General features: G+C 63.3%; 12 protein-coding genes. 5 read left to right on the top strand and 7 right to left on the bottom strand.

All coding sequences use genetic code 11. The features are described 5' to 3' along the window. Positions 1-85: 85 nt before the first annotated feature. From ACLH0J_RS22815 to ACLH0J_RS22785, 7 genes are all read right to left on the bottom strand, one after another. Positions 86-655, bottom strand: coding sequence for a sarcosine oxidase subunit gamma (locus tag ACLH0J_RS22815; protein ID WP_411389143.1), 570 nt, complete (start codon positions 653-655; stop codon positions 86-88). Between the two features lie 3 nt (positions 656-658). Continuing rightward, positions 659-3556 (bottom strand): 2Fe-2S iron-sulfur cluster-binding protein, encoded by a 2898-nt coding sequence (locus ACLH0J_RS22810; RefSeq protein WP_411389142.1) that lies wholly within the window; start codon positions 3554-3556, stop codon positions 659-661. Further along, positions 3553-3852: a sarcosine oxidase subunit delta gene (locus ACLH0J_RS22805; protein WP_411389141.1), complete on the bottom strand. Its 300-nt coding sequence runs from the start codon at positions 3850-3852 to the stop codon at positions 3553-3555. The genes ACLH0J_RS22810 and ACLH0J_RS22805 overlap by 4 nt, the downstream gene beginning before the upstream one ends. Positions 3853-3865: 13 nt before the next feature. Then, entirely contained in the window at positions 3866-5107 is a 1242-nt protein-coding gene (locus tag ACLH0J_RS22800; RefSeq protein WP_411389140.1) for an FAD-dependent oxidoreductase, read from the bottom strand. Next, positions 5089-5994 (bottom strand): bifunctional methylenetetrahydrofolate dehydrogenase/methenyltetrahydrofolate cyclohydrolase FolD, encoded by a 906-nt coding sequence (folD, locus tag ACLH0J_RS22795; RefSeq protein ID WP_411389139.1) that lies wholly within the window; start codon positions 5992-5994, stop codon positions 5089-5091. Before folD ends, ACLH0J_RS22800 begins: the two co-directional genes overlap by 19 nt. Beyond that, on the bottom strand, positions 5991-6857 hold the full coding sequence (gene purU, locus ACLH0J_RS22790; protein WP_411389138.1) for a formyltetrahydrofolate deformylase: 867 nt from the start codon (positions 6855-6857) through the stop codon (positions 5991-5993). The genes folD and purU overlap by 4 nt, the downstream gene beginning before the upstream one ends. A 305-nt stretch (positions 6858-7162) precedes the next feature. Continuing rightward, on the bottom strand, positions 7163-7765 hold the full coding sequence (locus ACLH0J_RS22785; protein ID WP_010566656.1) for a helix-turn-helix domain-containing protein: 603 nt from the start codon (positions 7763-7765) through the stop codon (positions 7163-7165). Positions 7766-8047: 282 nt separating this feature from the next. Here ACLH0J_RS22785 and glnT point away from each other — a divergent pair, with 282 nt between their 5' ends. The 5 genes from glnT (at position 8048) to ACLH0J_RS22760 (ending at position 13848) form a co-directional block, all read left to right on the top strand. Further along, positions 8048-9382, top strand: a complete 1335-nt coding sequence (gene glnT, locus ACLH0J_RS22780) for a type III glutamate--ammonia ligase (RefSeq protein WP_411389137.1) — start codon at positions 8048-8050, stop codon at positions 9380-9382. A 22-nt stretch (positions 9383-9404) separates the two neighbouring features. After that, positions 9405-10310 carry a class II glutamine amidotransferase gene (locus ACLH0J_RS22775; RefSeq protein WP_262050986.1) on the top strand — a complete coding sequence of 302 codons (906 nt, stop codon included), beginning with the start codon at positions 9405-9407 and terminating at the stop codon, positions 10308-10310. An 11-nt stretch (positions 10311-10321) separates the two neighbouring features. Then, positions 10322-10996, top strand: a complete 675-nt coding sequence (locus ACLH0J_RS22770) for a protein glxC (protein WP_010566659.1) — start codon at positions 10322-10324, stop codon at positions 10994-10996. 15 nt (positions 10997-11011) lie between these two features. Next, positions 11012-12334: an FMN-binding glutamate synthase family protein gene (locus tag ACLH0J_RS22765; RefSeq protein WP_010566660.1), complete on the top strand. Its 1323-nt coding sequence runs from the start codon at positions 11012-11014 to the stop codon at positions 12332-12334. Between the two features lie 188 nt (positions 12335-12522). Continuing rightward, positions 12523-13848 (top strand): ammonium transporter, encoded by a 1326-nt coding sequence (locus tag ACLH0J_RS22760; protein ID WP_411389136.1) that lies wholly within the window; start codon positions 12523-12525, stop codon positions 13846-13848. Positions 13849-14089 lie beyond the last annotated feature (241 nt).

Here is a 14089-nt window from a genome sequence, read left to right as displayed (position 1 = left end):
CACGCCACGATTCAAATGTGGGAGGGAGCAAGCCCCCTTCCACATAAGAGGCCCGTGGGTTCTCAGGCCATGAGCCTCTCATGTTTCATCCGTTGTGCAGACCGCTCCCGCCAAATTCCTCCAATGCATCCCGCAACGCGCCCTCGAAGTATTCCTTCGAGGCGCGGTCCCAGAGGATGTGGAACGCTGGCGCGTCGACGCTGCCCGAGTGGATGACGATGGCGTTGATGCGTGCCACCGATGTCTGCGCCACCGCCCCCGGTTTGAACGCCGGAAAACTGAGGTCGACGCCGCACAGCTTGGCCATCACCCGCGCAATCACCGCGCCGCTGAGCAGCACGCAGGCGTGGCTGTCCTGGCGCGGCAGCAGGTAGTTGGCGCGGTGGTCGAGTTCCCAGCGTGCTTCTTCATCGGCGATGCGCTGGCCTTGATCCGCCGGGCTGCCCAGCAGCAGGTATTCGTTCTGTGACAGGCGCGCCACCCAGCCGCCGTCCGCTTGCGCGGTCGCTCGGTTGGGCGCGTCGGGCAGGGTGAAGCCGCGGGCGTTGAGGTAGTCAGCGCTTTGTGTGCCGCGAAAGCCAACCCGGGGCAGGTCGGTCTGGTCGATCAGGCGGCAGGCCGGCGTGAGCAAATCGTGGGTTTTCAGACTGGTCATGGCTTAACCCTCCTGGCGTTGGTTGGCGGGATCGAAGAACGGCAACTGCACCACCTCGGCCTGGACGACGATGCCGCCCTCGACGCGAATCGGAATGCATTGCCCCGGTGTGCTCTGGTCGATCCCCGCATAGGCCAGGCCGATGATCCGGCCCAGGCTGGTGGAGTATTCACACGAGGTGACGTTGCCGCTGATGTCCGGGCCGTTGAGCACCAAGTGGCCTTCCAGCGGTTGCACGCTGCCCTTGGGCAAGGTGAAGCCGACCAGTTTGCGTTTGAGCGGTTGGGCTTCGAGGATGTCCACCGAGCGGCGGCCGATGAAGAACGGTTTGTTGCGGCTGACGGCCCAGCCCATGTCGATTTCCGCCGGGTGGGTCATGCCGTCGGTGTCCTGGCTGATGATCACGTGGCCTTTTTCCAGGCGCAGCAGGCGCTGGGTTTCGACACCGAAGGGGCGAATGTCGAAGGCTTTACCGGCGGCCATCAACGCATCCCACAGCGCCAGGCCATGCCGCGCAGCCACGTGGATTTCATACCCCAGTTCGCCGACGAAACCGACCCGCAACAGCCGCGCCTTGATCCCGGCCACCGTGCCCTGGCGCACGCCCAGGTACGGGAAGCCCTCGGCGCTCAGGTCGAGGTCGCTGCACAGTTGTTCCAGTACCTTGCGCGAATCCGGCCCGGCCACGTTCACCGCGCAGATCGCGGCGGTGACGTTGGTCACGTCCACGTCCAGGCGCCATTGCGCGTTCCACTTGATCATCTGCTGGTAGATACGGTCGACGCCGCTGGTGGTGGCGGTGACGTAGAAGTGCTTGTCGGCCAGCCGCGCGCACACGCCGTCGTCGATCACCACCCCGTGTTCATTGGTCATCAGCGCATAACGCGAACGGCCCACCGGCTGCTTGAGAAACGCGAAGGTGTACATCCGGTTGAGCAGCTCGGCGGCATCCGGGCCGCGCACGTCGAGGCCGCCGAGGGTCGACACATCAATCAGCCCGACCTTGTTGCGCACGTGCAGGGCTTCGGCCTGCATGCACGCGTCGCGGTCTTCGGCCTTGCCGTAATAGGCCGGGCGTTGCCAGATGCCCGCGGGCATCATCTTCGCCCCGGCCTGCACATGCCGCGCATGCATCGGCGTTTGCCGGTAAGGGTCGAAGGCCCGGCCGGCGACGTGGGCGAGTTTCTCCGCCACGAACGGCGGCCGAGCGGTGGTGACCCCGGTTTCGCTGATGTTGCGCTGGGTCGCCCAGGCCACCAGGCGTGCGGTCGGCAGCGCGGAGTGGCGGCCCTGGGACGGGCCCATGCCGACGGTGGAGTAGCGTTTCACCAACTGCACATCGCGGTAGCCGATGCGGGTGGCGTTGACGATATCCGCCACTTGCAGGTCTTCGTCGAAGTCGACGAAATCCTTGCCCTTGGGGTGCGGGAAGATCGGCCAGTTGAAGTTGACCTGGGCTTCGGCGCGCAGCGGAGTACGCACTACGGCAGGGCTCAAGCCGAGGGCGAGGGCGATGTCGTGGGCGGCGTTGGTTGCATCCGTCAGCACATTGTCCAGTTGGTGCCGACCGTGGACCGAGCCGGCCACGTTGAGGTGCTGCGGCAGGCCGCTGAGGCTGAATTCCGCCCGAGTGTCCTCATAGGCCAGCTTGCCGCCGGCCTGGCACAGCAGTTGGTACACCGGCATGTAGCCGGCCGACATGCACAGCAGGTCGCAGTCGATCACCTGCCCGCTGTCGCTGACCTGACCCTGGCCGGTGATCTGACGTACATCGACCGCCTTTACATGGCGCATGCCTTTTTCGTGCAGGGCCTCGAACACGGTGCTGTTGGTCAGGCAACGGATCTTGCGCTGCGCCAGCGCGCCCGACAGCGCCGTGTCGGCGGGGGCGTGGCGCAGGTCGATGACGGCGGCGACGTCCACGCCCTGGTCATGCAGGTCGAGGGCGGCGAGGTAGCCGTCGTCGTTGCCGGTGAGCACCACCGCGCGTTTACCGGGCTTGACCGCATACAGTTTCATCAGGCGTTGCGCGGCACTGGTCAGCATCACGCCCGGCAGGTCGTTGTTGCGAAAGATCACCGGTTGGTCGAACGAGCCGCTGCACACCAGGCACTGCTGCGCGCGCACTTTGTACAGGCGCTTGCCCTGGATCACCGGCAGGTAGTTGTCGGTGAACCAGGCGTTGCACGTCGCCTCGGTCAGCACCTGGATATTTGCGTGTTGCTGCACCGCGTCGAGCAATGCATGGCGCAAGGTGTCGGCGCGGGTGCCGGCGATGTCAAAGCGCGCATAGGTCAGCGAACCGCCGAGCACCGGCTGTTGCTCGATCAGCAGCACCTTGGCCCCGGCATTCGCGGCGGTCAGTGCCGCCTGCAAACCGGCCGGGCCGGCGCCGATGACGGCGAGGTCGGTGAACAGGTAGGCCTTGTCGTAGTACTCGGGCTGGAACTTCAGGTCGAGCACGCCCAGGCCGGCCTTTTTACGAATGATCGGCTCCCAGACTTTCCACATGCCCTTGGGCTTGTAGAACGAGCGGTAATAGAAGCCCACCGGCATGAATTTGGAGAACTTGCCCATGTAGGCATCGCGGTCGTGGTCCAGCGTACCGTTGACGTTCTGCGCGGTCACCGCCAGGCCGTCGGTCAGCGCGTGGGCATCGGCCAGCACGTTGGGTTCCTGGGGCAATTGCACCAGGCTGTTGGCGTCCTGGCCGGCCATGCTCAGCGGCCCGCGTGGGCGGTGGTATTTGAACGAGCGCGACATCAGAAAGCGCCCGTTGGCGAGCAGGGCGCTGGCGATGCTGTCGCCCTGCAAGCCCTGGTAGGGCTGGCCATCGAAACTGAAATCGAGTGGCTGATCGCGGTGGATCAGCAGGCCCATGGGGGCGGGGAGGCGGTTCATCCGGCGATCTCCTGAGGGGTGTTGAAGTCGACGCGGTGGGTGAACAGTTCCTTGGGATCGAAGGTGCGCAGGATCTCGTCGGTGACGGTGTGGCGCTCGGCGAGGAACCAGTAGCTGGACGGCGTGTGCATCCACCATTCGCGCACCACACCGGCGAGGTTGTCGGTGTTGAACACGTAGTCGGCCCATTCGGCGTCGCTGCAGTTGACCGGATCGGGCATGGGCTTGAGCTCGCCGCCGTAGGTGAACTCGCTGATATTGCGCGGCCCGTTGAGCGGGCAAATCATGATTTTCATAGTCCGCTCTCCATCAGTGACTGGCCGCCGTGGCGCCCATCTCATTGACTTGCTGGAAGGTCGAGAAACGTTCGAGGCCGAAAGGTTTGATCAGCGCCGGCACCTTGCCGCCGCTGGCGACCAGCTCGGCCATGGTCTTGCCGCAGATCGGCGTGGCCTTGAAACCCCAGGTGCCCCAACCGGCGTCGAGGTAGTAATTCTTCACCGGCGACAGGCCCATGATCGGGCTGTAGTCCGGGGTCATGTCGGTGATCCCGGCCCACTGGCGCATCAACTTGGCGTTGGCCAGGAACGGGAACATCTCGATGGCATGGGCCAGCAGGCTTTCCTTGAGGTCCAGGGTCGAGCGCGTGTTGAACAGCGGGTAGGGGTCGGAACCGCCGCCGAACACCACTTCGCCACGGCTGGTTTGCTGCACGTAGCAGTGCAGGGCCGAGGAGCTCACCAGCGGGTCGAGGAACGGCTTGAACGGCTGGGTGACCATGGCCTGCAACGGGAAGGTCTGGATCGGCGAGCGGATGCCGGCCTTGGCCATCAGCAGCGAACTGTGCCCGGCAATCGCCTGCACCGCGCAGCCGCACCGGATGGTGCCGCGATTGGTTTTCACGGCGGTGATGGCGCCGTTTTCGATGATCAGGTCCTGCACTTCGGTGAGCTGGTGGATTTCCACGCCGCGCTTGGCCGCCTGTTTGGCGTAGCCCCAGGCCACGGCATCGTGGCGCGCGGTGGCGCCGTCGATGTGCCAGAGCCCGGCGAGCACCGGCAGGTGGCCGGGGTCGAGGTTGAGGCTGGGCACCAGTTCGCGGATCTGCTGGCGGTCGATCATCTCGGTGCGCCCGCCGAAGTGCTTGTTGACCTCGGCGCGCTGGCGGAACGAACGCACGGTGGCGTCGGTGTGGGCCAGGGTCAGTTGGCCGCGTTCGGAATACATGATGTTGAAATCGAATTCGTTGGACAGCGCCTGGAACATCTTCACCGACTCGGCGTAGAAGCGCACCCCGTCGCTGGTCAGGTAGTTGGAGCGGATCACCGCCGTGTTACGCGCGGTGTTGCCGCCGCCCAGGTAGGACTTCTCCAGCACGGCAATGTTGGTGATGCCGTGGTATTTGGCCAGGTAGTAGGCGGTCGCCAGGCCGTGACCGCCGGCGCCGATGATCACCACGTCGTAACTCGACTTGAGCTCTTTGGGCGGTGGCAGGTCCACCTCCACCGGGTACTCCGAACTCAGCCCGTATTTCAATAGATTGAATGGCATACGGCCTCCGATTGGCTGCGTAGGGCGTGATGTTGCGCAAGGGCGGCGGTCACGGTGTTTTTCATCAGGAAAGCAATGGTCATCGGGCCAACGCCGCCGGGGACCGGGGTGATGGCGGCGACGATGGGCAGGGCGGCATCGAAGTCGACATCGCCCACCAGGCGGCTGCGGCCGTCGTCGTCGATACGGTTGATGCCGACGTCGATCACCACCGCGCCGGGCTTGAGCCAACTGGCGTCGATCAAGCGTGGACGGCCCACGGCGGCGATCACGATGTCGGCCTGGCGGCACAGCGCTTGGGCGTTGTGGCTGCGCGAATGCAGCACGGTGACCGAACAGTCGGCCTGCAGCAGCAGGGCGGCCATGGGTTTGCCGACGATGTTCGAGCGGCCGATCACCACCGCGTGTTTGCCGCGCAGGTCGCCACAGGTTTGCTCCAGCAGGTACAGGCAACCGCTGGGGGTGCACGGCGTGAGCACTGCGCGCCCCTGGCTGAGACCGCCGACGTTCTGGCTGTGGAAACCGTCCACGTCCTTCTGCGGCGCGATGGCCTCCAGGGCGCGCAGTTCGTCCATCTGCCTGGGCAGCGGCAATTGCAGGAGAATGCCGTTAATCGCCGGGTCAGCATTCAACTGGGCGATCAGGATCAACAGTTGTTCGGTGCTGGTGTCGCTGGGCAGCCGATGCTCCACGGAGCGGATCCCCACTTCTTCGGCGCGCAGGATCTTGTTGCGCACATACACCTGGCTGGCGGCGTCGTTGCCCACCAGGATCACCGCCAGGGCCGGATTAATGGCTTGCTCGTGCAGGCGCGCGACGTCCTCGCGCACTTGCAGCAGCACCCGTGCGGCGGCGGCTTTGCCGTCGATCAGTATGGGCGCGCTCACCGGAACACCACCGTTCTGTCCTGGTTGAGGAAGACCCGGTGCTCCAGGTGGTACTTGACCGCTTTGGACAGGGCCACGGTTTCGGTGTCACGGCCGATGGCGACCAGGTCGTCGGGCTTGTACACGTGGTCCACACGCTGGACTTCCTGTTCGATGATCGGGCCCTCATCCAAGTCGCTGGTCACGTAGTGCGCCGTGGCGCCGATCAACTTCACGCCACGCTGATAGGCCTGGTGATAGGGCTTGGCGCCTTTGAAACCGGGCAGGAACGAATGGTGAATATTGATCGCGCGTCCCGACAATTGCCGGCACAGGTCGTCGGAGAGGATCTGCATATAGCGCGCCAGCACCACCAGTTCGGTGCGGGTGTCATCGACGATCTTCATCAGTTCGGCTTCCTGCGCGGCCTTGGTGTCCTTGGTCACGGGCAGGTAGATGAAGCGGATGCCCTCGCGCTCGGCCATGGGCCGCAGGTCGAGGTGGTTGGAGACGATGGCGGTGATGGTCATGTCCATCTCGCCCTTGTGGTAGCGGTAGAGCAGGTCGGTGAGGCAATGGTCGAACTTGCTCACCATCAGCATCACGCGCATCGGCTCGCGGGTGTCGTAGAGCTCCCACTGCATGTCGAAGGCCTGGGCGACGTCGGCGAAACCGGCGCGGATCTGTTCCAGGTCGCCGGCGTGCCCATCGTTGAAACGGAACACGGCACGCATGAAGAAGCGACCGCTGAAATCATCATCGAACTGCGCCATCTCCCCGATGTAGCACGCGTTGTCCGCCAGGTACGTGGTGACGGCAGCGACAATGCCGGACACCGCGGGACAAGTGACCTTGATGATGAAATGGTTTTTTTCGTGTTGCATGACACGTCCTCGGGATGATGGCGGCAGCTCATCGCATAGCGAAAAAACGTCAGAGGACAGCAGGCTCGTTCCGTGAGCGCATTTTCTTGTGAGGAATAAAATATTCCTGAAGTGGCTTTATAGGGGAATGGGGGCGGGGCGTCTAGGGGTTTTGGGAAAGTTTTTTAACTGAGGGGAAATTTTCACAGGCCCAACACAATCAAAAATGTGGGAGGGGGCTTGCTCCCGATAGCGATCTACCAGTCAAAACCAATGGCGACTGGTACACCGCTATCGGGAGCAAGCCCCCTCCCACAGGTCGATCTTCATGATTCCTTGTCGTTCCCGTAGTTCATGATCGACAGCAGGCGAATCGGCACCCGCACCAGTTGCTCAGGACCATGGGGAATCTCGCCCTCGAACGTCAGGCTGTCGCCGGCTTCCATCCGATACAGCTGATTCCCATGCCGATAAATCAGCTCGCCTTCCAGCAAGTGCAAAAACTCGGTGCCCGGGTGGGCGAAGGTCGGGAACTCTTCGCTGGCGTCGTCCATGCTGACCATGTACGCCTCGAAGCTCTTCTTCGGCCCGCGCGTGTGGTTGAGCAGATGGTAGGTGTGCCCCTTTTCAGTCCCTCGGCGCACCACTTCCATGCCTTGGTCGGCTTTGACCAGCAAGGCACTGCCGTCCTGTTGATCGTATTCGGCGAACAATTTCGATAACGGCAGCCCGAGCACGTCGCACAGGCGGCTGAGGGTGTCGAGGCTGGTGGAGACCTGGGCGTTTTCGATCTTGCTCAACATGCCCTGGCTGATATCGGCGATCTTCGCCACGTCGGACAGCTTCAGGTCCTGGGCCTGGCGCTGGCGTTTGATCTGCAAACCCAGGTATTGCTCGAGTTTGAGGCGGGGGGCGGTTTCGGTGGACATAGTCATCTGATCCTGCACACTTTCCGTTCAGTAATATTAGTTTCGCACTAGGAAAGTGCAAACGGCGACCCTTGGCGGTCGCGTCCTGGTACGTATTCCCACGGGGAAAAGAATTTTCCCATATATACAGCACAAAAGCGCTTTCACCGGCACTTCAATCACTAGCTCGCGAATCTGGCAAGGGTATTGCATTCCTGTAGAGAAACTAACTTTCTTTTTAGGAATAAAAAGAAAGTCTAGGCCCACCCACACGGTTTTGCCTTTCGCGAGGAGTGACACGCAATGTTGCCAGCAGAAACCCAGCGCATCATCGACAAGTACGGCATCAAGTACGTGCTTGCGCAGTTTGTGGATATACACGGTGCGGCCAAGACCAAGTCGGTGCCGATTTGCGGGCTCAAGACGGTGGCCGAAGAGGGCGCCGGGTTTGCCGGCTTTGCCATCAGCGGCATGGGCATGGAGCCCCACGGTCCGGACTTCATGGCGCGGGGCGACCTGTCCACGCTGATGCCGGTGCCCTGGCAGCCGGGCTACGGGCGGGTGGTGTGCGTCGGCCATGTCGATGGCAAGCCCCATCCCTATGACAGCCGCTACGTCTTGCAGCAGCAAGTGCAGCGCCTGCAAGACAAGGGCTGGACGCTGAACACCGGCCTGGAACCGGAATTCAACCTGATGCGCCGCGACGAACAGGGCAAGCTGCAACTGGTCGACCCCAGCGACAACCTCGACAAGCCTTGCTACGACTACAAGGGCCTGTCGCGCTCGCGGGTGTTCCTGGAGAACCTGACCGAAGCCTTGCAGGCGGTGGATTTCGAGGTCTATCAAATCGACCACGAAGACGCCAACGGCCAGTTCGAGATCAACTACACCTACAGCGACGCCCTGACCTCGGCCGACCGTTTCACCTTCTTCCGCATGGCCGCCGGCGAGATCGCCAACGACCTGGGCATGATCTGTTCCTTCATGCCCAAGCCCGACCCGAAACGCGCCGGCAACGGCATGCACTTTCACCTGTCGATCAGCAGCGCCGAGAACAAGAACCTGTTCCACGACGCCAGCGACCCGAGCGGCATGGGCCTGTCGAAAATGGCCTATCACTTCGCCGCCGGCCTGCTCGCCCATGGCCCGGCGTTGTGTGCGTTCGCCGCGCCCACGGTCAACTCCTACAAGCGTCTGGTGGTGGGCAACTCGTTGTCCGGCGCCACCTGGGCCCCGGCCTTTATCGCGTTTGGCGCCAACAACCGTTCGGCCATGGTGCGCGTGCCTTACGGTCGCCTGGAATTCCGTCTGCCGGACGCCGGCTGCAACCCCTATCTGGTCAGCGCCGCGATCATCGCCGCCGGCCTGGACGGGATTGATCGCCAGTTGGAAATCGACCACGTCTGCAACGAAAACCTCTACAGCCTGAGCCTGGAGCAGATCGCCGAGCGCGGCATCAAGACCTTGCCTCAATCCCTCAAGGAAGCCTGCGACGCGCTGGAAGCCGACCCGCTGTTCGCCGAGGTCATGGGCCCGCAGATCGTGGGCGAGTTCATCAAGCTCAAACGCATGGAATGGGTGGAATACAGCCGCCATGTGAGCGACTGGGAAATCCAGCGCTATACCGAATTTTTCTGACACCGTGTGACGGAGACTTGATATGTGTGGAATCGTAGGTCTGTACCTGAAAAACCCGCGACTGGAACCCCAGCTCGGCCAACTGTTCGAGCCGATGTTGCAGGCCATGACCGACCGTGGCCCGGACAGTGCCGGTTTTGCCATCTACGGTGACGAAGTCGCCGACGGCTGGGTCAAGCTGACCCTGCAAGCCACCACCGAGGCCTTCGACTGGAAAGCCCTGATGGGCGAGCTGGAAGGGCGCCTGGGTTGCTCGCTGGACTGGTTCCAGAACGCCAGCGCTGCGGTGCTGAAGATCCATGCCGACGAGGCGCCGGTGCGTGCGGCCCTGGCTGAACTGGCGCCAAGCGTGCGCATCATGAGCGCCGGGCAGAGCATCGAGATCCTCAAGGGCATGGGCTTGCCCCAGGAAATTTCCCAGCGCTTCGGCCTGGCGGGCATGCAGGGCAGCCACATCATCGGCCACACCCGCATGGCCACCGAAAGCGCCGTGACCATGGAAGGCAGCCACCCGTTTTCCACCGGCGCCGACCTGTGCCTGGTGCACAACGGTTCGCTGTCGAACCACTTCCGTCTGCGCCAGGAACTCAAGCGCGAAGGCATCCATTTTGAAACCGACAACGACACTGAAGTCGCCGCCGGCTACCTGACCTGGCGCCTGCAACAGGGCGATTCGCTCAAGGACGCGCTGGACCATGCCCTGGAAGACCTCGACGGCTTCTTCACCTTCGCCATCGGCACGCGCAACGGTTTTGCGGTGATCCGCGACCCGATCGCGTGCAAGCCGGCGATCCTCGCCGAGACCGACGACTACGTCGCCATGGCCTCCGAGTACCAGGCGCTGTCGAGCCTGCCGGGCATCGAGAACGCGCGGATCTGGGAACCGGCACCGGCCACTTTGTACATCTGGGAACGCCAGTCAGCTTAAGGAGCGCACACATGAAAACCATCGACCTTTCCACCGCCACCGTGCGTGACCTCAACCAGGCGCTGCACGCCCAGGCCATCGACGACGAGTGGCGCGTCACCCACTCCAACGGCAAGCACAACCTTGCCGTGGGGGTGAATCAGGCGGTGTCCATCGATATCGAGGGCCACGCCGGCTACTACTGCGCGGGCATGAACCAACAGGCGTCGATCACCGTGCACGGCAACGTCGGCGTGGGCTGCGCCGAGAACATGATGTCCGGTTCGGTGCGCGTCAAAGGCAGCGCATCCCAGGCGGCCGGGGCCACGGCCCATGGCGGTCTGCTGGTGATCGAAGGCGACGCCGGCGCGCGTTGCGGGATTTCCATGAAAGGCATCGACATCGTGGTCGGCGGCAGCATCGGCCACATGAGCTGCTTCATGGGCCAGGCCGGGCGTCTGGTCGTCTGCGGCGATGCCGGCGATGCGCTGGGGGATTCGCTGTACGAAACCCACATCTACGTGAAGGGCAAGGTGGAGTCGCTGGGCTCCGATTGCATCGAAAAAGAGATGCGCAGCGAACACCTGCAAGAGCTGCAAGAACTGCTCGACCGCGCCGGTTTCGCTCACCAGGCGGCGGATTTCAAACGCTACGGCTCGGCCCGCCAGCTGTACAACTTCAAAGTCGATAACGCGTCCGCGTACTGAACCAGGAGCTACACCATGAGTGAAAAAACCCCTCCAGTGTTGCGCGAGTCCGCCACCTTCGACCGCCTGACCATCCAGGAAATCCAACGTGCCGCCGAAACCGGCATCTATGACATTCGCGGCGGTGGCACCAAGCGCAAGCTGCCGCACTTCGATGACTTGCTGCTGCTCGGCGCCAGCGTGTCGCGTTACCCGCTGGAAGGCTACCGCGAAAAGTGCGGCACCGACGTGATCCTCGGCAACCGTTTCGCCAAGAAGCCGATCCACCTGAAGATCCCGGTGACCATCGCCGGCATGAGTTTCGGTGCGTTGTCGGCCAACGCCAAGGAAGCCCTGGGCCGTGGTGCGACCATCGCCGGCACCAGCACCACCACCGGTGACGGCGGCATGACCCCGGAAGAGCGCGGCCAGTCCCAGCACCTGGTGTATCAGTACCTGCCGTCGCGCTACGGCATGAACCCTGATGATCTGCGCAAGGCCGACGCCATCGAGATCGTCCTCGGCCAGGGCGCCAAGCCCGGCGGTGGCGGCATGTTGTTGGGCATGAAGGTCACCGAACGCGTGGCCGGCATGCGCACCTTGCCGATCGGCGTGGACCAGCGCAGCGCCTGCCGCCACCCGGACTGGACCGGCCCGGACGACCTGGCGATCAAGATTGCCGAGTTGCGTGAAATCACCGATTGGGAAAAACCGATCTACGTGAAAATCGGCGCCAGCCGCCCGTATTACGACGTGAAGCTGGCGGTCAAGGCCGGCGCCGATGTGATTGTGCTCGACGGCATGCAAGGCGGCACCGCGGCGACCCAGGAAGTGTTCATCGAACACGTCGGCATCCCGATTTTGTCGGCGATCCCGCAAGCGGTACAGGCTTTGCAAGAGATGGGCATGCACCGCAAGGTCCAGTTGATTGTGTCGGGCGGGATTCGCAACGGCGCCGATGTGGCCAAAGCCATGGCGATGGGCGCGGATGCGGTGGCCATCGGCACGGCGGCGCTGATTGCCCTGGGCGATAACCACCCACGGCTGGACGCGGAACTGAAAAAGATCGGCTCGGCCGCCGGCTTCTACGACGACTGGCAGAACGGCCGCGACCCGGCCGGCATCACCACCCAGGACCCGGAGCTGTCGAAACGTCTGGACCCGGTGGAAGGCGGCCGTCGCTTGGCCAACTACCTGCGGGTGATGGTGCTGGAAGCCCAGACCATGGCGCGTGCGTGCGGCAAGTCGCACCTGCACAACCTCGATCCTGAGGACCTGGTGGCACTGACGGTGGAGTCGGCCGCCATGGCCCGGGTGCCGTTGGCGGGGACCAGCTGGATACCGGGTTCCGGTTACTGAGTTACGAGCCGGCTTGCCGGCTGCTACGGCGTTCCACCCCTGTAGGAGCGAGCTTGCTCGCGAAGGTCGTTAACGATAACGCGGGCATCCTGGATGCCCGCGTTGCCTGGACGTTTTTCGCGAGCAAGAACTAGGCGTCCCCCTCGCTCCTACATGCATCTCCCCTATCTTTTGCAGGAGCTTTGAACATGATCAATCGTCTTCTCGGCAAATCCCTCTTGGGCTTATTGGCCGCCAGTGCCTTCGCACCCTTGGCCCAGGCTGCCGATGCACCCACCTTGAACACCGGCAGCACCGCCTGGATGGTCACCGCCGCCGTGCTGGTGTTATTCATGTGCCTGCCGGGGCTTGCGCTGTTCTATGGCGGGTTGGTCCGGGCGAAAAACATGCTCTCGCTGTTCACCCAGTGTTTTGGCGTCGCCGGGCTGGTGGGCGTGCTGTGGGTGATCTACGGCTACAGCATGGTGGTGGACACCACGGGCATGGTCGAAGGGCAGGTGACCTTCAACAGTTTTGTCGGTGGCTTGAGCCGCGCGTTCCTGGCGGGCATGACCCCCGAGAGTCTGGTGGGGGATATTCCGGAAGGCGTGTTCGTGACCTTCCAGATGACCTTCGCGATCATCACCCCGGCGCTGATCGCCGGCGCCTTCGCCGAACGCATGAAGTTCTCGGCGGCGCTGCTGTTCATGGCCATCTGGTTCACCCTGGTGTATGCCCCGGTGGCGCATATGGTCTGGGGCGGTTCGGGGGCCTTGATGCATAACTGGGGCGTGCTCGATTTTGCCGGCGGCACCGCCGTGCACATCAACGCCGGTGTGGCCGCGCTTGCCGCGTGCCTGATCCTCGGCAAGCGCAAGGGCTACCAGAACACGCCGATGCCTGCGCATAACCTGAGCCTGACCATGGCCGGCGCAGCGATGCTCTGGGTCGGCTGGTTCGGCTTCAATATCGGCTCCGGCGGCGGCCTCAACGGCACCTCGGGGATTGTCATGCTCAACACCCAACTGGGCGCTTGTGCGGGGATTCTCGGCTGGATGTTCACCGAGTGGTTCAAGGTCGGCAAACCCAGCGCCCTGGGCCTGGCCAGCGGTGCATTGGCCGGTCTGGTGGGCATCACCCCGGCGTGCGCCTATGTGGGCGTTGGCGGTGCGTTGGCCATCGGCTTGCTGTGCGGGGTGTTCTGCTACTTGAGCGTGACCGTGTTGAAGCGCCGCTTCGGCTACGACGATAGCCTCGACGTATTCGGCCTGCACGGCATCGGCGGCATGATCGGCGCGGTGCTCACTGGCGTGTTCTGCGTGCCGTCCATGGGCGGCCTGGTGGAAGGCGTGACCATGGGCGCACAGGTGGTGGCACAGATCAAAGGGGTGTTGCTGACCACGGTGTACTGCTTCGTGGTCAGCTGGATCATTCTCAAAGTGGTCAATGCCCTGGTCGGCCTGCGAGCCCATGAGTCGGTGGAAGAAATGGGCCTGGACCTCGCCGAACACAACGAGCGGGCCTACAACCACTGATCCTCTAAACGCAGCTCAAAATGTGGGAGGGGCGGTGCGACGATTCGACTTGCTCCCGATAGCGGTGGGTCAGTCAGCTTGTTTGTAGCTGACCCACTGCAATCGGGAGCAAGCCCCCTCCCACATTTGCCTTGCTGCGCTGCAACTGGCTAGTCACGGTGGATGGGGTTGGACCTGGCCGAGCATAACGAGCGGGCCTACAACCACTGATCCTCCCCCTGAGTAAACGCAGCTCAAAATG

Source organism: Pseudomonas sp. MPB23, assembly GCF_046605395.1.
Taxonomy (GTDB): Bacteria; Pseudomonadota; Gammaproteobacteria; order Pseudomonadales; family Pseudomonadaceae; genus Aquipseudomonas.
This window is presented reverse-complemented; position numbering and strand designations above follow the sequence as displayed.

What these genes read in the sequence shown, in the direction of transcription:
- ACLH0J_RS22815 (WP_411389143.1), bottom strand. Translation starts at nt 655, where the DNA reads ATGACCAGTCTGAAAACCCACGATTTGCTCACGCCGGCCTGCCGCCTG.
- ACLH0J_RS22810 (WP_411389142.1), bottom strand. Translation starts at nt 3,556, where the DNA reads ATGAACCGCCTCCCCGCCCCCATGGGCCTGCTGATCCACCGCGATCAG.
- ACLH0J_RS22805 (WP_411389141.1), bottom strand. Translation starts at nt 3,852, where the DNA reads ATGAAAATCATGATTTGCCCGCTCAACGGGCCGCGCAATATCAGCGAG.
- ACLH0J_RS22800 (WP_411389140.1), bottom strand. Translation starts at nt 5,107, where the DNA reads ATGCCATTCAATCTATTGAAATACGGGCTGAGTTCGGAGTACCCGGTG.
- purU (WP_411389138.1), bottom strand. Translation starts at nt 6,857, where the DNA reads ATGCAACACGAAAAAAACCATTTCATCATCAAGGTCACTTGTCCCGCG.
- ACLH0J_RS22785 (WP_010566656.1), bottom strand. Translation starts at nt 7,765, where the DNA reads ATGTCCACCGAAACCGCCCCCCGCCTCAAACTCGAGCAATACCTGGGT.
- glnT (WP_411389137.1), top strand. Translation starts at nt 8,048, where the DNA reads ATGTTGCCAGCAGAAACCCAGCGCATCATCGACAAGTACGGCATCAAG.
- ACLH0J_RS22775 (WP_262050986.1), top strand. Translation starts at nt 9,405, where the DNA reads ATGTGTGGAATCGTAGGTCTGTACCTGAAAAACCCGCGACTGGAACCC.
- ACLH0J_RS22770 (WP_010566659.1), top strand. Translation starts at nt 10,322, where the DNA reads ATGAAAACCATCGACCTTTCCACCGCCACCGTGCGTGACCTCAACCAG.
- ACLH0J_RS22765 (WP_010566660.1), top strand. Translation starts at nt 11,012, where the DNA reads ATGAGTGAAAAAACCCCTCCAGTGTTGCGCGAGTCCGCCACCTTCGAC.
- ACLH0J_RS22760 (WP_411389136.1), top strand. Translation starts at nt 12,523, where the DNA reads ATGATCAATCGTCTTCTCGGCAAATCCCTCTTGGGCTTATTGGCCGCC.